Source organism: Bacillus alkalicellulosilyticus (assembly GCF_002019795.1).
In the GTDB taxonomy this organism is placed as follows: domain Bacteria; phylum Bacillota; class Bacilli; order Bacillales; family Bacillaceae_F; genus Bacillus_AO; species Bacillus_AO alkalicellulosilyticum.
Genome location: NZ_KV917381.1, coordinates 3,247,402 through 3,267,239, shown reverse-complemented (window position 1 = coordinate 3,267,239; position 19,838 = coordinate 3,247,402). Strand labels below are relative to the sequence as shown.

The 19,838-nt window shown below is 37.2% G+C and carries 27 protein-coding genes; 19 read left to right on the top strand and 8 right to left on the bottom strand.

The annotated features are described in order from the left end of the window. Positions 1–10: 10 nt before the first annotated feature. From coxB to BK585_RS16400, 5 genes are all read left to right on the top strand, one after another. Positions 11–1,033: a cytochrome c oxidase subunit II gene (gene coxB / locus BK585_RS16420; RefSeq protein WP_078556858.1), complete on the top strand. Its 1,023-nt coding sequence runs from the start codon at positions 11–13 to the stop codon at positions 1,031–1,033. A 13-nt stretch (positions 1,034–1,046) separates the two neighbouring features. Further along, positions 1,047–2,900 (top strand): cytochrome c oxidase subunit I, encoded by a 1,854-nt coding sequence (ctaD, locus tag BK585_RS16415; RefSeq protein ID WP_078554920.1) that lies wholly within the window; start codon positions 1,047–1,049, stop codon positions 2,898–2,900. Positions 2,901–2,905: 5 nt separating this feature from the next. Continuing rightward, a complete protein-coding gene (locus BK585_RS16410; RefSeq protein ID WP_078554919.1) occupies positions 2,906–3,526 on the top strand; it encodes a cytochrome (ubi)quinol oxidase subunit III in 621 nt (206 codons plus the stop codon). A gap of 4 nt (positions 3,527–3,530) precedes the next feature. Then, a complete protein-coding gene (locus BK585_RS16405; RefSeq protein ID WP_078554917.1) occupies positions 3,531–3,875 on the top strand; it encodes a cytochrome C oxidase subunit IV family protein in 345 nt (114 codons plus the stop codon). A 419-nt stretch (positions 3,876–4,294) separates the two neighbouring features. After that, positions 4,295–4,837 (top strand): DUF420 domain-containing protein, encoded by a 543-nt coding sequence (locus BK585_RS16400; protein WP_078554916.1) that lies wholly within the window; start codon positions 4,295–4,297, stop codon positions 4,835–4,837. 111 nt (positions 4,838–4,948) lie between these two features. Here BK585_RS16400 and hpaB read toward each other — a convergent pair whose 3' ends face one another. The 3 genes from hpaB to ytvI all read right to left on the bottom strand — a co-directional run bounded on the left by hpaB (position 4,949) and on the right by ytvI (position 8,121). Next, complete coding sequence (gene hpaB, locus BK585_RS16395; protein WP_078554914.1) at positions 4,949–6,406, bottom strand: 4-hydroxyphenylacetate 3-monooxygenase, oxygenase component; 1,458 nt, start codon at positions 6,404–6,406, stop codon at positions 4,949–4,951. Between the two features lie 144 nt (positions 6,407–6,550). Beyond that, entirely contained in the window at positions 6,551–6,982 is a 432-nt protein-coding gene (locus BK585_RS16390; RefSeq protein ID WP_245805851.1) for a GNAT family N-acetyltransferase, read from the bottom strand. Positions 6,983–7,062: 80 nt separating this feature from the next. After that, complete coding sequence (gene ytvI, locus BK585_RS16385; protein ID WP_078554913.1) at positions 7,063–8,121, bottom strand: sporulation integral membrane protein YtvI; 1,059 nt, start codon at positions 8,119–8,121, stop codon at positions 7,063–7,065. 140 nt (positions 8,122–8,261) lie between these two features. On the opposite strand from ytvI, the gene BK585_RS16380 reads away from it, so the two are divergent. Then, the gene (locus BK585_RS16380; RefSeq protein WP_078554911.1) at positions 8,262–8,609 is read left to right on the top strand and encodes an Asp23/Gls24 family envelope stress response protein; all 348 of its coding nucleotides are present in this window, start codon (positions 8,262–8,264) and stop codon (positions 8,607–8,609) included. An 82-nt stretch (positions 8,610–8,691) separates the two neighbouring features. Continuing rightward, on the top strand, positions 8,692–9,147 hold the full coding sequence (locus tag BK585_RS16375) for a TcaA NTF2-like domain-containing protein (RefSeq protein WP_078554910.1): 456 nt from the start codon (positions 8,692–8,694) through the stop codon (positions 9,145–9,147). 33 nt (positions 9,148–9,180) lie between these two features. Here BK585_RS16375 and BK585_RS16370 read toward each other — a convergent pair whose 3' ends face one another. Further along, a complete protein-coding gene (locus BK585_RS16370; RefSeq protein ID WP_078554909.1) occupies positions 9,181–9,537 on the bottom strand; it encodes a YugN family protein in 357 nt (118 codons plus the stop codon). Between the two features lie 198 nt (positions 9,538–9,735). Here BK585_RS16370 and safA point away from each other — a divergent pair, with 198 nt between their 5' ends. From safA to BK585_RS16350, 4 genes are all read left to right on the top strand, one after another. Continuing rightward, the gene (gene safA / locus BK585_RS16365) at positions 9,736–10,326 is read left to right on the top strand and encodes a SafA/ExsA family spore coat assembly protein (protein ID WP_078556854.1); all 591 of its coding nucleotides are present in this window, start codon (positions 9,736–9,738) and stop codon (positions 10,324–10,326) included. Between the two features lie 68 nt (positions 10,327–10,394). Next, positions 10,395–10,823 (top strand): CBS domain-containing protein, encoded by a 429-nt coding sequence (locus BK585_RS16360; protein WP_078554907.1) that lies wholly within the window; start codon positions 10,395–10,397, stop codon positions 10,821–10,823. A gap of 206 nt (positions 10,824–11,029) precedes the next feature. Then, entirely contained in the window at positions 11,030–12,115 is a 1,086-nt protein-coding gene (locus BK585_RS16355; RefSeq protein ID WP_078554905.1) for a CAP domain-containing protein, read from the top strand. A gap of 68 nt (positions 12,116–12,183) precedes the next feature. Continuing rightward, positions 12,184–12,414, top strand: a complete 231-nt coding sequence (locus tag BK585_RS16350) for a hypothetical protein (protein WP_078554904.1) — start codon at positions 12,184–12,186, stop codon at positions 12,412–12,414. A 101-nt stretch (positions 12,415–12,515) separates the two neighbouring features. Here BK585_RS16350 and BK585_RS16345 read toward each other — a convergent pair whose 3' ends face one another. Together BK585_RS16345 and BK585_RS16340 are read right to left on the bottom strand one after the other, a co-directional pair. Beyond that, positions 12,516–12,893: a hypothetical protein gene (locus BK585_RS16345; RefSeq protein WP_078554903.1), complete on the bottom strand. Its 378-nt coding sequence runs from the start codon at positions 12,891–12,893 to the stop codon at positions 12,516–12,518. Positions 12,894–12,906: 13 nt separating this feature from the next. Further along, positions 12,907–13,395: a PaaI family thioesterase gene (locus tag BK585_RS16340; RefSeq protein WP_078554901.1), complete on the bottom strand. Its 489-nt coding sequence runs from the start codon at positions 13,393–13,395 to the stop codon at positions 12,907–12,909. A 146-nt stretch (positions 13,396–13,541) separates the two neighbouring features. Between BK585_RS16340 and ylbD the strand changes: the two genes are divergently transcribed. The 3 genes from ylbD to BK585_RS16325 all read left to right on the top strand — a co-directional run bounded on the left by ylbD (position 13,542) and on the right by BK585_RS16325 (position 14,915). Beyond that, positions 13,542–14,024, top strand: coding sequence for a spore coat protein YlbD (ylbD, locus tag BK585_RS16335; protein WP_078554900.1), 483 nt, complete (start codon positions 13,542–13,544; stop codon positions 14,022–14,024). A 23-nt stretch (positions 14,025–14,047) separates the two neighbouring features. Beyond that, entirely contained in the window at positions 14,048–14,305 is a 258-nt protein-coding gene (locus tag BK585_RS16330; RefSeq protein WP_078554898.1) for a YlbE-like family protein, read from the top strand. A gap of 163 nt (positions 14,306–14,468) precedes the next feature. Then, positions 14,469–14,915, top strand: coding sequence for a hypothetical protein (locus tag BK585_RS16325; protein ID WP_078554897.1), 447 nt, complete (start codon positions 14,469–14,471; stop codon positions 14,913–14,915). On the opposite strand, the gene BK585_RS16320 is transcribed toward BK585_RS16325, so the two are convergent. Beyond that, entirely contained in the window at positions 14,905–15,681 is a 777-nt protein-coding gene (locus BK585_RS16320; RefSeq protein WP_078554896.1) for an ATP-grasp domain-containing protein, read from the bottom strand. The two genes, BK585_RS16325 and BK585_RS16320, sit on opposite strands and share 11 nt — an antisense overlap. 103 nt (positions 15,682–15,784) lie before the next feature. On the opposite strand from BK585_RS16320, the gene uvsE reads away from it, so the two are divergent. From uvsE to BK585_RS16305, 3 genes are all read left to right on the top strand, one after another. After that, positions 15,785–16,747 carry a UV DNA damage repair endonuclease UvsE gene (gene uvsE, locus BK585_RS16315; RefSeq protein WP_078554894.1) on the top strand — a complete coding sequence of 321 codons (963 nt, stop codon included), beginning with the start codon at positions 15,785–15,787 and terminating at the stop codon, positions 16,745–16,747. Between the two features lie 59 nt (positions 16,748–16,806). Continuing rightward, positions 16,807–17,250, top strand: a complete 444-nt coding sequence (locus tag BK585_RS16310; RefSeq protein WP_078554893.1) for a YlbF/YmcA family competence regulator — start codon at positions 16,807–16,809, stop codon at positions 17,248–17,250. 230 nt (positions 17,251–17,480) lie between these two features. Then, positions 17,481–17,759 (top strand): YlbG family protein, encoded by a 279-nt coding sequence (locus tag BK585_RS16305; protein ID WP_078554892.1) that lies wholly within the window; start codon positions 17,481–17,483, stop codon positions 17,757–17,759. Positions 17,760–18,001: 242 nt separating this feature from the next. Here the strand turns inward: BK585_RS16305 and BK585_RS16300 are convergent, their stop codons facing one another. Further along, positions 18,002–18,391: a DUF7147 family protein gene (locus BK585_RS16300; RefSeq protein ID WP_078554890.1), complete on the bottom strand. Its 390-nt coding sequence runs from the start codon at positions 18,389–18,391 to the stop codon at positions 18,002–18,004. Between the two features lie 371 nt (positions 18,392–18,762). On the opposite strand from BK585_RS16300, the gene rsmD reads away from it, so the two are divergent. Both rsmD and coaD read left to right on the top strand, forming a co-directional pair. Continuing rightward, the gene (gene rsmD, locus BK585_RS16295; protein WP_078554889.1) at positions 18,763–19,329 is read left to right on the top strand and encodes a 16S rRNA (guanine(966)-N(2))-methyltransferase RsmD; all 567 of its coding nucleotides are present in this window, start codon (positions 18,763–18,765) and stop codon (positions 19,327–19,329) included. Continuing rightward, positions 19,326–19,814, top strand: coding sequence for a pantetheine-phosphate adenylyltransferase (gene coaD / locus BK585_RS16290; RefSeq protein WP_078554887.1), 489 nt, complete (start codon positions 19,326–19,328; stop codon positions 19,812–19,814). Before rsmD ends, coaD begins: the two co-directional genes overlap by 4 nt. Positions 19,815–19,838: the final 24 nt, after the last annotated feature.

Here is a 19,838-nt window from a genome sequence, read left to right as displayed (position 1 = left end):
TGATTTTCAGATGAAAAACTGGAAAAATGCATGGCGAATCATACCATTATCTCTGCTTATGCTTCTTATGGCAGGGTGTGGTGAAGCGAATTTAACTGCTCTTGATCCAAAAGGTCCACAATCGCAATGGCTTTATGATTACATGATTTTGTCATTAGTGATTATGACTTTTGTATCAGTTGTAGTATTTGCTATCTTCTTTATTATTCTATTTAAGTTTAGAAGAAAACCGGGTGACGATGCTTACCCGAAACAGGTACATGGAAGCACGGCATTAGAAATTACATGGACGGTCATTCCGATTTTACTTCTTGCGATTTTAGCCGTTCCAACTGTAACTGGATCATTTATGTTAGCTGATACCGAACATGATGAAGATCATGAAGGAGCTGTTACAATTAAAGTAACAGGACACCAATTCTGGTGGCAGTTTGATTATGAGGATGAAGGATTTACTGCTGGTCAAGATGTGTATATCCCAGTAGGAGAAAAAGTAGTATTTGAACTTCATGGACAGGATGTTATCCATTCATTTTGGGTTCCTGCATTAGGTGGTAAAGTAGATACGATTCCTGGTATCACAAACCATTTATGGCTTGAAGCTTCGTATCCTGGTGTTTATAAAGGAAAATGTGCGGAGTTATGTGGACCTGAGCATGCGCTTATGGATTTCAAACTAATTGCACTTGAAAGACCTGAATATGATGCGTGGGTTGAAAGTATGCAAGCTGACGTAGAAGAGCCAGTGGAAACATTAGCTCAACAAGGTCGTGAAGTATTTGAACAACAAACATGTCTTGGCTGTCATGCTGTAGGTGGAATGGGGGCTGCAACAGGCCCAACATTAACAAACTTTGGTGAACGTGAAACGATTGCCGGCTACCTAGAGTTTAATGACGAAAACCTTGAAGCATGGATTCGTGATCCTAAGTCATTGAAGCAAGGCAATAACATGCCAGCGTTTCCTGACATTAGTGATGAAGATATGACAGCATTACTTGCTTACTTAAATTCGTTAAAAGTTAGGGAATAAGGAGGTTACACCATTGGCTACGGAAAAAAAGTCAAAAAGTGTACTATGGGATTGGCTAACAACAGTCGACCATAAGAAGATTGCTATTCTATACTTGGTAGCAGGTACACTTTATTTTGTTCAAGCCGGTATTATGGCTTTATTCATGAGAATTCAGCTTATGTACCCTGAAAATACATTTGTAAGTGGGCAAACGTTTAACGAGCTCCTTACTATGCATGGAACAGTCATGCTATTCTTTGTTGCAACACCACTTTTATTTGCATTTATGAACTATGTCATTCCATTGCAAATAGGTGCACGTGACGTTGCCTTTCCTTTTGTGAACTCATTAGGATTTTGGATTTTCTTCTTTGGAGCATTTTTAACTAACTTAAGTTGGTTTTTCGGAGGCGGACCTGATGCAGGTTGGACAGCATATGTACCGCTCTCTAGTCGAGATTACGCAGGAAGTGGTTTAGACTTCTACGTTCTCGGGTTACAGGTTGCCGGTATTGGTACGTTAGTTTCGGGGATTAACTTCCTAGTAACCATTATCAATATGAGAGCTCCTGGTATGACAATGATGAGACTACCATTGTTCGTATGGACTGGTTTTATTACATCAATGCTTATTCTTTTTGCGTTTACACCACTTGCAGCTGGTTTAGCTCTTCTTATGCTAGACCGATTGTTTGAAGGTCAGTTCTTTATCCCTGATATGGGGGGTAACGCTGTATTATGGCAACATATTTTCTGGATCTTTGGTCACCCTGAGGTATATATTCTTGTATTACCTGCATTCGGTATTATTTCTGAAGTTATTCCAGCAATGTCAAGAAAACGTCTTTTCGGTTATACAGCAATGGTGTTTGCTACAATCGTAATTGCATTCTTAGGCTTCATGGTTTGGGTTCACCATATGTTTACCGTTGGACTTGGTCCAATTTCAAACTCTATTTTTGCGATTGCAACGATGATGATTGCGGTACCGACTGGTATTAAAATCTTTAACTGGTTATTTACGATGTGGGGCGGGAAAATTACATTTAATACAGCGATGTTATTTGCTTCTTCTTTCGTACCAACGTTCGTACTAGGTGGGGTTACTGGGGTAATGCTTGCAATGGCACCAGTTGACCATTTATACCAAGATACGTATTTCGTAGTAGCTCACTTCCACTACATTATTGTTGGTGGTATCGTAATGGCTATTTTTGCAGGCTTATTCTACTGGTATCCATTAATGTTTGGTCACAAATTAAACGAAACATTAGGAAAATTATTCTTTGTCCTTTTCTACATTGGATTCCATTTAACATTCTTCATCCAGCATTTCCTTGGCTTAATGGGTATGCCACGTCGTGTATACACATATTTAGGGGATCAAGGTTTAGATGGCATGAACCTTGTTAGTACACTTGGAACATTCTTTATGTCAGCAGGTATTATCGTACTAGTCATTAATGTTGTGTACTCAGCATACCGTAAAGACCAACAAACAGGAGACGATCCTTGGGATGCTCGTACACTTGAATGGGCTTGTGGAAGTCCTGTACCAGAGTATAACTTTGCACAAACACCACTTGTTCGTTCATTAGATCCATTGTTCTATGAAAAAGTGCATGGCGATGGCAAGATGAAACCAGCTGAGCCTTTAGCTGACATTCATATGCCTAACGGTTCGATAATTCCATTCATTATGTCATTCGGTTTATTCTGGGTAGGTTTCGGATTTGTAATGATGGGCTTCGACAATCCAACAGTTCCACCGCTATTGGTAGCTGGTATCGGATTTGTCATTACCTTTGGTTCAATGTTTGCTCGTTCAGTAAAAGAAGATCATGGCTACTATATTCCAGTTAAGGATATTAAGGAAAGGGGGTAAGCCTAATGGCAGGTACAGTTGATCATTCAAAAGGGCTTCCTCCTCATCCGGAGAGAGCCACGTTAGAAGGTAAAAATAAGTTTCTAGGTTTTTGGTTTTTCCTTGGTGGAGAAACCGTGTTATTTGCAACGTTTTTCGGAACGTATTTAGGATTAAAAAGTGGTGTAGGTGATGGACCTGGACCAGCAGATATTTTCTCATTACCGTTAGTATTTGTTATGACCATGTTACTTTTAACAAGTTCATTAACAAGTGTTCTTGCGATGTATGCCATGAAAAAAAATCAGTTTAAGAAAATGATTGTATGGCTTTGGGTTACCGTATTACTAGGTCTTGCGTTTTTAGGATTTGAGATTTATGAGTTCTATGAGTATACGCACCATTATGGACTAGGCTTTTCAACTAGTGCTTTTGCTTCTTCTTTCTATACGCTAGTTGGACTTCACGGAGCTCACGTACTTTTTGGCCTTTGCTGGATTACAACTTTATTAATCCGTTACAGACGTGCAGGTATTACGTTAACGAATGCACCTAAATTCTATGTAGCTAGTTTATACTGGCATTTCATCGACGTTGTATGGGTATTCATCTTTAGCGTGGTTTATCTCATGGGGATAGGAGGTTAATCATATGGGAGATAATTTAAGTCAACCGTTTTCTAAAAGTGCAATGTCAGAAGAAGAAAAAAGAAAGACAAATGCAGAGCAAAAGAAACAGGTTATCTCTTTTGCCCTGATGATTTTCTTAACGATTCTTGCATTCGTTGCAGTAGCAAGTGATTTAATTCCGGTTACATTTGCTATACCTTTTATCTTGATTCTAGCTGTGATTCAACTTTTCCTACAGTTATTATTCTTCATGCATATGAAGGATAAGGACCATGGATGGGTTAACACTTTTATGGTATCAGGTATGGTTATCGCAGTGATTGCGATTGCAGCTTTGATGTTACTACTAGGTGTAACAAAGTATTAATATAAGATTACAGAGGGTGTGACAAAAGGTTGTTTTTTAACCTTTTGTCACACCCTCTAAGCTATGAGCGAAACCGTCACTATCTTTTAAAGCCCGTTGTGAGTGGGTTTCTCACAACGGGCTTTGTGGCGAGTAAAGCCAGTGCATATGTTTTAGCAAGTTCTATCCCAGCCCCTGTTGTTTTCAGGAAAAATGTAAGGATTATTCGAAGAGGGCGGTGGCTTCGCTCACTGCGCGTAATTTAATAAGAAAGACACTTATTAAATCACTTTTAAAAAAAGGGCAGTGGCTTCGCTCCTTGCTTATAAGAAAACACCGCTACGCGGTTTTTCTTATTGTTCATTGGATTGTAATATTATATTGGAGTGAACTTGTGTATAATATAAGTTGTTTGATTTTTAGGAGAATGGAGTGAGATCATGGAACAAACTGTTGATAATCACAAAAAGCGAAATTATAAGCCGATTATAATCATTCTTACGGTTATTATAAATGGTATTGTAGCAGTACTAGCTGGTATGCCTCCGGTGGAAGGGTTTGACTTATTTAATATAAGAATATTACCAATGATGAATGCAATTTTTAATACGTTTACGTTTATATTCCTTGTATTAGCCTTAATATCAATTATTAAGAAAAATATAACTTGGCATAAACGATTTATCTATTCGGCATTCATTACTACTACTTTCTTCTTAGTGACGTATATAGCGCATCACTTACTTGCTCCTGCAACGACGTACGGAGGGGATGGTTTTTTACGTTCAATTTATTATTTTGTGTTGATAACACATATTGTACTAGCTGCTGTTATCGTACCTTTAGCATTAACAGCTGTAGCTAGAGCATGGAATATGGAGAATGCACGTCATCGTAAGATCGCTAGATGGACAATGCCAATTTGGCTTTATGTAAGTTTTACAGGGGTATTGGTTTATATTATGATTTCCCCTTATTATTAAAAATAAGAGCAGTTGGTCGGTACTTTAAGGCCAAATGCTCTTTTTTTTGAATAAAGTAAGAAGAACTCCACGTTAGTTTGTCTATTATCCTATACATGCTTCTAAAGGTGATTATGTGGTACAATTTTTTAGAAATTCTTTGATCTGTTTTATAAAGAAGCTTTTGTCATACGCTTGGTATAAATATGAGGATTGTCGAATTGGATCTCCGAAGAAAAAACGTTCGTATTGAGTTTGTCTTGACCCAAAAGGACTCATCGTTAAATCCCATGCTAAGCGGAATAATTGGACACGTTCTTTTGCTTTTGCATTTTTAGCTTGTAAATATTGGTGTAAATCAGCTCCAATCGAAGAAGAAAAATCATTTTCTGTTGGCAGTGCAATTAAACCACTAGCTCCAAGAAGATGAAGTATTTCAATTAGGCGAGGATATGTTTTTTGATAGTACGTAGATGCAACCATTAATGGATTTCTAGCAGGAACCATCGTACCAAAACGGTTTGGTGCAGCCCCATTTATCGATGATTCTAACAATGATTTCATGATTTCAAAGGTAGTGATTACTTCACTGATTTTATCCTGGACATGTTGGTATTCATGGACTGAAATCGTTGTTGCTATGGATTCGCAAATTCCTAGTAAGAATTCTGTTTTTACGACTTGTCTAGAGATAGCTTGGAAAAGCAACATTTCAGTTAAGTTAGTATCAATTGATAGCCTACGAACTATATCTTTTTGTTGATAAATAAAAACACGCTCCCAAGGAACTAACACATGATCGAAAACGACAACAGAATCAATCTCGTCAAATTGGTACGTAAAAGGATGGTCATACGAACTAGTTGCTTGACTAGCATATGGTTCACGACATAAAAAGCGTAAACCTGGGGTATTTGAGGGGATTGCGAAAGCATAAATATAATTGTCATCTAATGTATCTCCACCTACGGGCAATACTAATATCTCATCTGTCATTCCACCTTGTGTAGCAAGTAGCCTAGCTCCATGAATCACAATTCCTTGTTCTTTCTTTTCTATTATTTTTGCAGCAATGATTTGTTCTTTTGTTTGTTCTTGAAGAGATTCGAAATAATGGGGAGAGCGATTTGCTTGTGGATTAATAAATGTATGAGTGAAAGATAAGTCCTTTTTTTTTGATTCATTATAAATGGTTTTAATTGAAGTAGCATATGGTTCATCAAAATACGTGTGAGATGTAGCCAATGTCATAATAGCTGTATTAATATAATCCGGAGATCGTCCGATGGTGCCACCACTTTTTCTTGCCCAAAGTTGAATGGCTTCTTTTCTTTTTTGTAAGTCTTCCATTGTTACTGGTTGTTTAAAGGAAAAATTAATGAGTTCATCACATTCGTTATCGGTTCTTGTTAAAACTGATTGTGCAGAAGGGTCATGCTGCATGTCATACAATAAACCCTTGCTCTTTAAAATCCCTCGAAAGGCGGGATGTAAGGAGAGCTTTCCTTCTACTCGTTCTCCCTCAATCCAAACCTCATTTTGTAAATCATCTATTCGATTTATATACTGTTTTCCAGTAATAATGGCCATATATAATCACACCTTTACTGAGCTTACACTTAGTATATGAAACGCGAGCGTTAAAGTGCTTTTGCAAAACAAAAAGCCTTACAAAGGGAAGGCAGCGTTACAGAGCCTGCTTTTTCCATTTGTAAAGCAATAAGAGTTTGCCTACTAATAAATTAACTTATAATAGCCAGTGCTTTTTCCAATAAATCCGAGTTTTTGATAAAAAGCATGAGCACTCTGCCGTTCAGTACGATTGCCACTGTTTAATACAATAGCTGATGATCCACGCTCTTTGGCCCACCCTTGAACTACCTCAAGTAGTTTTTTTCCTACACCTTGCTTTCGGCAATTTTCCTCAACAACCATACTAATGATTCGTACATACGTATGATTTGTTTCATAGGACAATTGAAGGCAGATTCCAACCATACCAATAACATGTGTTCCTTCTTCTGCAACAAATGTTTCATAGTCATGATGTTTGCTAATTTTGTGGAGCCTCGTTCTCATTTCTTCTTTTGTAGTAGGGTAACCTAGCGTAATCATAAGTTTTGCTAGAGGCTCATAATCCATTTCGGTCGCACGACGAATGTTCATAGAAATCACCCCTTTAAAAAGGGTATCCAGAAGGTCTGGTTTTACCTTTGGATACCCTATCATTGTAGTAGTAAGAACAGTTAAATTTTAAAACTAAATTTAATAATGCCAGCTTCTTTAGCTGAAGTGAACGCAATCACAATAAGTGGGCCAATGATAAACCCAATGACACCAAACAGCATTAAACCTAAGTACATTGCTATTAGCGTGGCGAGTGGAGAGAGTCCAATGTGTTGACCCATTACTTTTGGTTCAACTGTACGACGAATGACAAGCAATACTCCGGCAAGAATTAAAAGCTGTGTCCCTAAGGCAACATCGCCAGTGAAAAGGTGAAACAAAGCCCAAGGACCAAGGATGGCTATAGATCCAATGATTGGTATAAAGTCTATAATCCAAATAATAAATGCCATTAGTAATGCCACTTCAGGAGCAATAATTAATAAGCCAATGAGTGAGACAACAAAAATGACAATGCTCACTAAAAACTGAGCTTTTATAAATCCAGAGATAACATAGGATAACCGTGACACCATAAAATTGACGCGATCAGCCGTCTTCACTGAGAAGTAAGAATATAACTTAGTCTTTAGTCTAGGAAGTTCAAGCATAAACAGAAACAATGCTATTAAATATACGATAAATGTAACTAAATAAGCAGGTATTTTGGTGATAAGCGATGTTATATCATTTATTAAATTACGGTTTCCGATATCTTGGCGTAAGGTTGTTAAATAATGAGTGACTTGAGTATTAATTTCAAAAACTAAGTCAGGCGGTAAATCTTCATATTGATCTTCAAGATTTCTTTGGAAATCTAGCCAAGCTCTATTAATATCATTTATATAAGTAGGTAAATTTTCTACTAGTTGTACTCCTTGGGTAACAGCTTTTGTAATAATAAAGTAACCACCCAGCCCAATCGAGAATACAAATAGAGTAAATACAATCATAACAGCAAGATTGCGTTTTAGTTTTAATTTATCCTGTAACAGTGAAACTGCTGGTGATAGGATAAGTGCACTAAAAAATGCAAACAGTAGTGGCAAAGATACCGGTAAAATGTAATAACCTAATATGATAATAAGTATGATCGTAAGTACGGTGATAACTACCTTTTTAGTAAAGTATTGTGCCAATTTCAAACTCCTCTCTACGCAAAAAACCTCTCTATATCATATTATAGTACGTTAGGAAGAAGATTAACAGAGTTTACCCATGTTTTCAATGAATTGTCCAATCTTTAATTACTTAGTCAAACAGAAGGGAGAGAAACACATTGCTTACAAATCGATTACAAGATGGTCAGTTGTATATTGAGGAAAAAGTTGTGTTAGATTTAACAGAACACGTTGTGAACAGCTTTTCACCTTCAGTTAAATTAGTACCGATGTTAAAGGACAGAATGACAGCAGCACTTCAAAAAAATTATAAGAGAGGAATCCATGTTTCGGTCGAGGACACAAACATTTCCTTAAAAATAAAGCTATCTTATTTATACGGACAGTGTATTCCGAATATGACGATAACCATTCAAAATGCTGTGAAAACGGAAATAGAAGAAATCACTGGGTTTACTATTGAAACAATTGATGTCGTAGTAGAGGCCATTCATTTTGAAGATTAATTGAATGTGCTTGTCGAAAGTTGAAGTTTCTCTTCATATACAGTACTCTATAAAGTAGACTTTAGACAAAGGAGTACTGAAAATGAAGATAAAAAATTGGGCAATCGTTTTTTTACTTTCCACCCTTGTCTTAACAGGTTGTGGAGATGATATAGGGGAATTATCGGATGTATCTGAGCAAGAAGTAGAAGATGTCAGTTTATTTATAAAAGAGTATAAAGAACAATTGGTAGATGCAGTAAATGGTGGAAGGTTTAATGATGTGGAACCGTATTTGGTTGCCAACACAACATTTTATCATCTTGTGCGTAGGTATGTCTCGGACCTGCAAAACAACAAGCGGTTAACTCTAGTCGAACAAACTGTTTTGGATGTAAAAATAAATGAACATAATGAGTATTATGCACATGTCAATGAAATAGAAGAAACAGAAGATAAATTTGGTCAAATTGAAACAATCCCACTCGATATTTCCTATGTATTATTACCTTATCAAGACTCTTATCGAATTGTAACAATCATTAAAAATGAACAATAAAAAAAAGCCGAGTGGCTTTTTTTTGGTTAGTATTTATTCTTGTCCTAATTTTTCTTTAAACTGCTTTAATTTGTTTTTACACTTATCCACAAGACTTTTTGAGAAATTTTCATCCTCATACTCAACACCATGTGGATAATAATGCTTCCCTAAAATAGGGTCAAGCAATTTAACTTTTGCATCAGGTGAAGGAATTTCTCCTTCAATCGCATAGCCATGGACTCGTAAATAATATGTAACGTTTTCTTCATTACTAGCTATTTTATAATCAAAAGTGACTCGCTCATAATCCCATTGACCGGCATGAACAAGGCCAATTGATTCAGCTGCATATTGTAGCTTTGAAAATTTAACCTCTTGTTGACCAATACCACTATCTTCAAATTTCATAATATTCCCTCCTAGAACAAATCGAACAATTACTTTACTTACTAATGATAGTATGAAACGAACTAAGATGCAACGAATAATGTAGAAAGTTTTATGAAAGAAATCCTCCTATTTTGGTCACACTAAGTTGTGAGATAAAAATCATATAAAGGGGGATTCATAGTGAAAGGACTTTTCAAATGGGTAATTGTTGCTAGTATGGCTTTTTTGTTATTTGCTATTCCTACACATAGTTTTGCCCAAGATACGACAACACATACTGTGCAACCTGGGGATACGATGTGGAAAATATCAGTAAGATATGAAGTAGGATTAAGCGAAATTATTGAAGCAAATCCACATATCCCGAATCCTAACTTGATTTATCCAGGGCAACGGCTTACTATTCCATTGTTTGATGCTGTGAAACGAATAGAGCATCAAGTAATCCAGCTAACAAATCAAGAACGTGCAAAATACGGATTACCTGCACTAACGCCAAATTGGCAGCTTTCACGTGTGGCAAGATTTAAGTCGGCAGATATGAGAGACCGTAATTATTTTGCTCATCAATCACCAACATATGGTTCGCCATTTGATATGATTCGAGATTTTGGTATTTCTTATCGAAGTGCATCTGAAAACATTGCTATGGGACAAACAACACCAGAACAGGTAGTTCGAGCATGGATGAATAGTGAAGGACATCGTCGAAATATCTTAAGTAGAGATACGACTCACATTGGAGTCGGGTATGCCCAAGGTGGAAGTGGTCGCCACTATTGGACTCAAATGTTTATCAGACCTTAAGAATGGTTAAAGACCTTTAAGGGGATATTATCTTTGTACGACGATATTTATTTAGGAGGACTTACATTATGGAACATTTACGCGATATAATGACTACTTCTGTTGAGTTTTGTACACCAGTAGATAATGTATATGAAGTTGCTGTGAAAATGAAGGATTTGAATGTAGGTGCGATTCCAATTTGTGAAGAAGAGCGTTTACTTGGTATGATAACTGACCGTGATATCGTAATTCGGGGAGTGGCAGAAAAACGACCAAACTCTACTCAAGTAACAGATATTATGACCGATAACCTAATTACAGCAACCCCAGATATGTCAATTGATGATGCTGCAAATTTAATGGCGGACAAGCAAATTCGTCGTCTACCAATAGTTGAAAATAACAAGCTTGTCGGGATTGTAGCTTTAAAAGACTTAGCCGTACACCGTGGAACTATAGATGAAGCAGGGTATGCCCTAAGTGAAATTTCAGAAAGTCAAGAAGTGCATCACTAGGATGAACTTAGATAAAGGTGAGCCATCTGGTTTTTAACTGGATGGTTCATCTTTTTGTTAACTTTTTCAGTGCCCTCTAGTTTATCGCTTATTTTTTAGGAGAAAACGGCGAAGTTCTTCTAAGATTGTCGTATGCGTAGTTTATAGCAGGAATCGTTAAGAGCTATATAGAAAGAGATATAAACAAAAAGGGAGAGGAGCATCATATGAAACGTCTAGGATGCGGTATATTCGTCGTTGCCTTATTTCTACTATTTATTATGGCTGAGTTTACATTTGATTTTTCGAGTCCTTCAGAAGAAGAAATTGAGATAGAAGAAACATACGATGATGAACCTGCCATAGAAGTAATCAAAGAGGAACCAGAACAAGAACAGGTAATGAATTATGAAAGCACGTCATTTACACTTGATAAGCTGTTAGAGGAGAAGGCAACAAAACTAATTGAAGAGTTAGGCGCTCCAGATAGAAAAGATCCTTCTCTCTATGGATATGAATGGTGGGTTTATGATTTAGGGGAAGATGGATATATTCAAGCAGGGGTAGAAAACAACAAAGTGGTTACCGTATTTGCGATTGGACCACATGTTCCTTCTGAACCATTTATCAGCGGAACCAGTAGAGAAGATATAGAGGAATACGTCGATATGGAACACCACGTTTCTGTTGAAGCGAATCGTTCTTCCTATCGCTTTGAATTGGAGACAAACGAATTTAAAACTCATCCGTTAGTTAGTTTTAACGGGCATTGGGCTCAACTTTATTTTGATTCGTTTACAAATAAGCTTTCAAGTGTCCGATTCCTCACAACAGATGTTTTATTAAAAAAGAGACCCTACTCGCTTACTTATCGCGGAACACTGCCTGAAGTGGAAGAACCTTCACTAGAGCAGTGGAAAGCGATTGAAGAAGGGGCAGAGCAACAAGTTCTAGATATAACAAATGCGATTCGATTATTACACGAGATGGATCCACTTCAATGGGATGCCAAAGTTGCCAAAGTTGCTTATAGGCATAGTGAAGATATGAATGTGAATAACTATTTCTCTCATGTTTCCCCGACAAAGGGTGAATTAGGTGACCGTTTAGATGAAGGGGAAGTGAAATACCAAATTGCTGGAGAAAACATTGCAGCCAATTATGTAGATTCAATTGCTGCTGTGGAAGGCTGGTTAAATAGTGAAGGCCACCGTAAGAATTTATTAAGTGAAGAATTTACACATTTAGGTGTTGGTGTACATGAAGCGTATTATACACAAAACTTTATGACCCCGTGGCCAACATTGCCATAATTCAGTTCTATTCTCCCTTCTCTCATCATTTATTAGGTAGTAAGTGATGATAATAAAGGGGGAAATGCATGAAAAATTCAGGGATTGCTGCCGTATTAAGCTTTTTCTATTCTGGTCTAGGACAGATTTATAATGGGCAGATTGCTAAAGGTATCGCATTTATTGTGGCTTACGCGATATCGGTATTGCTCATGTTTGTTATTATCGGTTTTATTACAACGCCAATCTTGTGGATTTGGGGCATGGTCGATGCATATAAGCAAGCTGAAAAAATAAATAATACACCACCAGCCGAGTAAAACAATGGCTTCACTTGCCACAAAGCAAGTTGTGAGAAACCCACTCACAACTTGCTTTAGAGGGTGGGACAAAAGGTAAACAACCTTTTGTCCCACCCTTTTTATTGTTCCAGCCCCTCTTTTATACGATTCACACGAAATTGTTGATTATCCCAGGATCCGTATAGAGTGAGAGCATCTCCGGTTTTCCAAGGGGGCTCATGTTCAACTTCTTCAGTGAATTGTATTGGTTTTTCATAGATAGCTCTAATACTTTTGTTTGTATTTGTTTGGATACGAAATTCAATGGACACATAATATCGATGTTGATAGAACCTTTTTTTGTCTGTAATTTTACTTGCAACGATTCCTTTTACTGTATCGATTTCTTCAACATCTCCTAGTCTTTTCCAAAGACGGTCATACTTTTTCCGTTCTTTCTTTGTCACAATGAAAAAGACGAAAAATAAGATAGGGATAACGATTGCAGCAACCAACAAGTAACATCCCCCTTTACTTTCGTGAAATGATAAAAAAAGTTCCAGTCCCTGTTGCTATTAATGTTCCTTTATCATTGTATACTTTTCCCTCTGCCATACATAATTGTTTTCCAATATGAACAACAGATGAAATACAGATTAGTTCTTTACCCGTTCCAGGTTTAATATAGTTGACTTTCATTTCAACAGTAACAGCCGCTTGGTCTTTTGGTAGCTTATAAGCTAACATGCTCCCCATTGTACTATCAAGAAGTAAAGCCGTCATTCCACCATGGACGATTCGTAGCGGATTTTCAATTAACGGTTGAATTGGTGCAGTCATTTGAAAACTTCCATTTTCAAGTGGTGTTGCATTCGAATTAGTTATAGCGGCTAAATATGTATGATAGTTCCCCTGTTGTTTTTGAACCAAACCATTTAAGATTGTTTCAAGTGTCTCAAAATCTTCTTTATTTGCGTTTTCTACAAACGTTTGAAAAAGTTGTTCTACCTTTGTATTCATTCTACTTAATCCTCATTTCTTTGATCCGTTCTTTTTAATGTAACAACAATAGCAATTATAGGCAAATACAATGAAAATGGGCGCACCATTTTGAGTGCCCAATTATAGAATGTAGTGATAAGGATTTGAGGTAAGGAGGGACAGAAATGGGAAAAAAACGCTCATTGCATCCTTCTGTTCAAGCATTCAAGAAGTTTGTGAAAGAGCATCCAACTCTTGTGAAAGAAGTAAAAGAAGGACGGAAGAACTGGCAAGATATCTATGAGGAATGGACGATTTTAGGTGAGAATCATGAAAGCTGGGCTACCTATAAATATGTTAAAAATCAAACAGAAGCGGGTAATGAAACAGTGGAGGATGAGTCGACAGATACAACTAAAGCTCAATCAGATGAAAATACTGAATCAGCTGAAAAAAGCAATAATAGTCCAAATGTTTTAGATTTATTAAAGAAAATCAATGTAAATGATCTGCAAGGTCATCTCACTCAATTTAGTGGTATCTTATCTAATATTCAAGGGCTCATGCAAACCTTTCAAGGTGGCGGAGGTCAAGGATCGAACCAACAACAAACGCAACAATCCGACTCTGGAAATCAAGACAACCCGTTCTCTTTTAAGCAACATTAATCTAGATTAAGGGAGGGTGTGTAGTGCGACAAGATGTTTTTATGTATGTTGTTAATAAGCCCGAGCTTAGAAATTTTATCCGTCAGCACCCTCACTGGTACAGACGGTTAGGCCGGGAGCCATACTCAATAAAAGAATTAGAGAAGCAAGCCAACCATTTCTATGGAAAAACTTTTCCTCAAAGGGTAGAAAAGCTACAAGGAAATCTTAATCTAGCGATGATGATGCTCCAAATGTTACAGATGAACTCATCCAATCCCCAAGGTCCACCACCTCAGTAATCAGGGACTCATAGCATGCGAAATGCTCCATTTCGGCTATGGGTTTTTTGTCTTTTTTTCGGTTCACGGCTGGAACTACGTTAAGAACATTGAAAGGCCAGAGGATAAACAATCCTAATCTGTTAATAATAGTGGAAGAAAGAGACAGATAAGGAGGATCCGAATGAAAAAAATAATAATTTGTTTATTCGTATTTATGTGTACAGGACTTGTTCCAGCAGCAGCTTGCCCTTCAGCAGAAGAAGGAAGTGATGAAACGTTTCATCATCTCCGAGTCATTCCACTTCATTCAAATGGAATTATTTCTGTAGCTGTTCAAGGAGAACGTGAAATGAAGATGATTCATGAAGTGAAAGAGAATGATATTTATATTGAAGTGATTATTGATGACTTTTCGTTTAGTAAAGAAAATAGCGGGAAAGCACATGTTTCTGGAGAGGGTCATCTTCAACTATATCTGAATGGAACACTTATTGATTCTATTTACCGCTCAGGCTTTATAATAAAAGGTCTCCCTCAAGGTGAACACACAATTAAAGTAGAAGTGGCTCAAAATGATGGGAAACCTTATGGATTAGTTGACGAATTTTCAGTAACGGTTACGGAGTAGGCTTGTACATTTCCTGTAAATAGCTATAAATAATTTTTTCAACAGATATGCCCTGTTGTTGAAAGCCTTGATTTCCGAACAATATATTAAACTCTAGGAAATAAGGCTTTCCTCCTGCTATGACAACATCAAATCCTGCATGATTGATTCCTAAAGCTTTGGCTGTTTTTTCAACCAACGTAATCGCTTCTTGTGGAACATCATCAAAGGAAATTCTGGCACCTTGAGCGACATTATTGCGAAACGTATTTCGCTCATTAATTCTCCAATACGAGGAAATGACTTTATCTCCCACAAAACAAATACGAATGTCTTTATCAATTGGCAAATATTCTTGGACATAAAAATACGGATTATTCTCAGCATATTCATAAAATTGTTGTTGGTTTTCGATAAGGAAAACACCTTTACCCATGGAGCTCCTAATTTCTTTTGCTACAAAAGGATATGGAAAGGTAGCAAGAACTTTATTTATATTTGCATCATTACGCCCTAATATTTCTGTTTTCGGAACGTGTTCCGGACACACGCTCCATAAGGCTCTGGTTACTTCAATTTTATTAAAACCTAGTTGAACGGACTGGATACTAGGGAATATGTTCTTTTTCATCCCATACACAAGCGCATTGACTTGCCAGTTTTCAGGAAATAAACAGATATCTGCTTCAGCTATTTTTTCTCGTTCTTCAAACATATGCTCTGGTTTTACATATTTAATGTTCGGCATACCTATCGTTCGAAAAGGGTTAAATGTGACTATATTCAATACGGACACCTTCTTACTCAAAAAATTCATTGTCGCAAGAATTATAGAAGGAATACAGTGGTAAGTCAAATAGGCTAAATATAAGATATGAGGAGGAATTAAAGTGTTAGTTAAATTTGGATATGTCGCAATGAGTGAGAAACTGCAAAACGCATCCCCCTCACAAACGATGACAGCTACACAATTCTCTAAATTACAAGACACTGAAGCTGCAATACGAAGGTTAGAAAAAATAGCGAAATCTAACCTTAGCAATTGCCTGCGATTATTAAAGCACAATGCAGCCTATGATATTGATTTTTTTAGATTATCATCAAGGCTTGTTCCATTAGTCAATCATCCGTTAACAGAAGGGTGGAAGTATGAAAAAGCACTAATGCCTCAACTAAAAGAGATCGGACAGTTTGTGAATGAACGTGAGATGAGAATTGACTTTCATCCTGACCATTTTGTCGTGTTAAATAATAAGTCAAAAGAGATCTTTCAAAGATCACTTCAAACCTTACTTTATCACTATAAATTACTAAAAGGAATGGGGATTGACCCGAAGCATCGGTGCGTCTTACATATAGGTGGTGCAAAAGAAGGAAAACTTGATGGGCTTGAGACGTTTGTAGACAATTTTTCAGATATTCCAAAGTCCATTAGTCAAATGATTATGTTAGAAAATGATGACACAATTTATACGATTGAGGACGCGTTATATTTAGGTGAGAAGCTTGAAATCCCGGTGATTGTCGACTTACATCATCATGATATCAACCCTTCGGAAAGTCATCTTTCCGATTTATGGGAACGAGTGCTTGCCACGTGGGAAAGAAGTCCACTTACCGTTAAAATCCATGTCTCAAGCCCGAGGGATGGTGACATGGACAAAAGTCACCACGATTTTATTAATCCTGAACGGTTGCTCCTCTTTTTTGAAATGATAGCAAGTCGAACAAAAAGGCTTGATGTGATGATTGAAGCTAAGAAGAAAGATGAGGCATTGCTTCAATTAATGGAACATCTTAAAGAAGACAAGCGCTGTATCATGGAGTCCCAAGCAAGTATCACTTTCCAATGAGCGCCATCTGTAAGTTGTCCAGCTTTCATGGTATACTTGCATGAGGAGGTGCATCTTTTATGATTACGATGATGACATCTGTTGATATTCTTACCGGTTCAGATACGATTGCAAAAATGGTAGTCTCGTCTGAAATCTTTGCCCATTATCAGCAATGTAAATATAAATTAGAACAAGATAAGGAAGCCCAGGAATCGATTAAACGATTTTCTACTTGGAAGGATAGATACGAGGAAGTGCAACGCTTCGGGAAATATCATCCTGATTTTGAAACAGTCACAACTGAAATTAGGGTGGCCAAACGTGAGCTTGATAACTATGAAAGTGTCATAGCGTTTAAAGCTGCTGAACGTGAGCTAGAGCAATTATTAAATGAAATAAGTACCATTCTTGCACATGAAGTATCAGAGAATATAAAAGTACCAACCGGAAATCCATACTTCGATAGCATGTCTTGTAGTGGCGGCTGTGGTTCTGGTGGAAGCTGTGGGTGCAGTAAATAAAGCAAGTTGTGAGTGGTTTTCTCACAACTTGCTGAAGTGAGTGGTTTTCTCACAACTTGCTTGTGAAGCCAGTGCAGATGTTTTAGCTAGTTCTGTCCCAGCCCCTATTGCATTCCTGGTAGAACATGCAAGAACTGTATAGATATTCTAACATTTTGATATGAACTCTTGCTCGGGTAAAGCGAAAGTGCTAGACTTATTATAGATAGATCGAAAAAGGAGAAACGAATATGCTTTCTAGCCAAAGACAAAGTGTTTCTGTTTGGTTGCATTCCTTAAAATATGCTCGTCAGTTAAGAAAATACGGAAATGTACACTATGTATCAAAAAAAATGAAGTATGTCATCTTATATCTCGACCAAACAGAAGTAGAAAACACTGTGAATAAACTTGAGACGTTTCATTATGTAAAGGATGTAAGCGTTTCGATGAGGCCATTTATAAAAACAGAATATCAAAATGCAAAACCAGATAAAGCAAAAGAATATGATTATCGAATGGGATTATAAACAAAAGCTATGCCAAGGGGCATAGCTTTTGTTTATGTTGAAATATTATAGATGTCCTGCAGGAGGGCTTCGTACACTGAGCGTGTGGCTGCGCTCCTTGTTGAAAAATACTGGGGTCAATCAAAGTAGAGCACTGGCTTCGCTCGCTACGCGTCATACAAAAGAACCCCACTTTTGTTTGACTTTAAAAGAAGGTAAAGGTTTCGCGCAGGGTTTTTATGAAAAGACCGCTTTGCGGTTTTTTATTGTAATGGTGGGATGAAATGATTCATCCGTAGGACACCTATTAAATATTGATAGTAAAGTTCTTTTTCCTCAAACGTATCAGAGGACTTGACTTCAATTTTCATTAACGGGATATCAAACGATTGGACCATATTTTCAAAAAGTGTATAGCGTTGGTTTGGCTTCCACTCAGGTTGTGGAATTCCCTCTCTGCATATATAGAGAGGCATTAACTTTCCAGGCGTTGCAGGAGTCAAAACAACAATGAAAGAGGTCATTTGTTGATGTTGTACCACGGTGTCAATCCGAATAAAACGATATACTCTATCTCTGTTCGTTTGGGCAATTGCAATTAGTTCATAAAGGTCTGAATATCCTTCCCCTAACTCAATAAAGCGTTGAATCATTTGTATCTCTCCTTCTAAAAACATACCATTACTCTAGCACTGCTTGAATTTATTGTCTATGTAAGAAAAAAAAATCCTCGCAAGGGACTTCCCTGCGAGGTGCCCTACAACATACTTCGTATGTACAAGGCTATGGGAGAGGAGAAACCGGAGGAAGAACTTATGGGGAAACGTAAGCCTTCTCCGCGGTTGTCGCAACATCGCTTGAATGTTGCTAATTCTATTATCGCCAATCAAAAAAAATCTATACGTTAATGTTTTATAATGATGGAGTTTATGGAAAAAGTTAATGTTTTTAACTTTTTATGATAGGATAATGAATGACTAATGAATTTTGATAGAAGATTATAAAAAAAGGTTAGGTGACACGAGTGCGAGTCATTTCTGGAGAAAGAAAAGGATTGCCATTAAAAGCCGTTCCAGGTACTGCGACAAGACCAACGACCGATAAGGTGAAGGAAGCCATATTTAGTATGATTGGCCCATATTTTGATGGTGGACTCGCGCTAGATTTATATGGGGGAAGCGGTGGTCTTGGGATCGAAGCGATGAGTCGTGGAATGGAGAAGGTTATTTTTGTTGATCAAAATAAAAAAGCAATAGAGGTCATTCACGAAAATTTAAGAAAATGTCATTATGAAGAAAAAGCGGAGGTCTTCCGCAATGACGCGTTTCGAGCTTTGAAAGCTCTCACGAAAAGAGACATTCGCTTTTCCCATATTTTCTTGGACCCTCCTTATGCTAAACAGCAGTTAGAAAAGGAAATGACCTATATAACAAAAGAGCGTTTATTAGAAGATAAAGGAATTATTCTAGCGGAACATGGAAGTTCAGTTATTTTACCAGAAGAAATTCTTTCTTTGCGCCTTATTCGAAGAGAAACGTATGGAGACACAACGATATCAATTTATCAGGAAGAAGGAGGACGTAACGAATGACAACCATCGCAGTTTGCCCCGGGAGTTTTGACCCAGTTACGTATGGACACTTAGATATAATAACAAGAGGAGCAAAAGTGTTTGACAAGGTCATTGTAGCCGTCTTACATAACCGTAATAAAGAACCGCTATTTTCGATTGAAGAACGCGTACACTTGTTAAAAGAAGTGACGAAACATATTGAAAATGTTGAAATTGACTCCTTCAATGGTTTATTAGTAGATTATGTCCAAAAGCAAAAGGCTACAACAATTATAAGAGGACTACGAGCTGTATCCGATTTTGAATATGAAATGCAGGCTGCATCCATTAACCGAAAATTAAATTCAGAAGTAGAAACTTTTTTTATGATGACAAACAATCAATATTCATATTTAAGTTCGAGCATTGTAAAAGAAGTGGCAAAGTATAATGCTCCAGTATCAGACCTTGTTCCTGATATCGTTGAAGCGGCCCTTCAAACAAAATATTCAGCAAAGTCATAATCTCATTTGAAAAAAGAGGGTGAG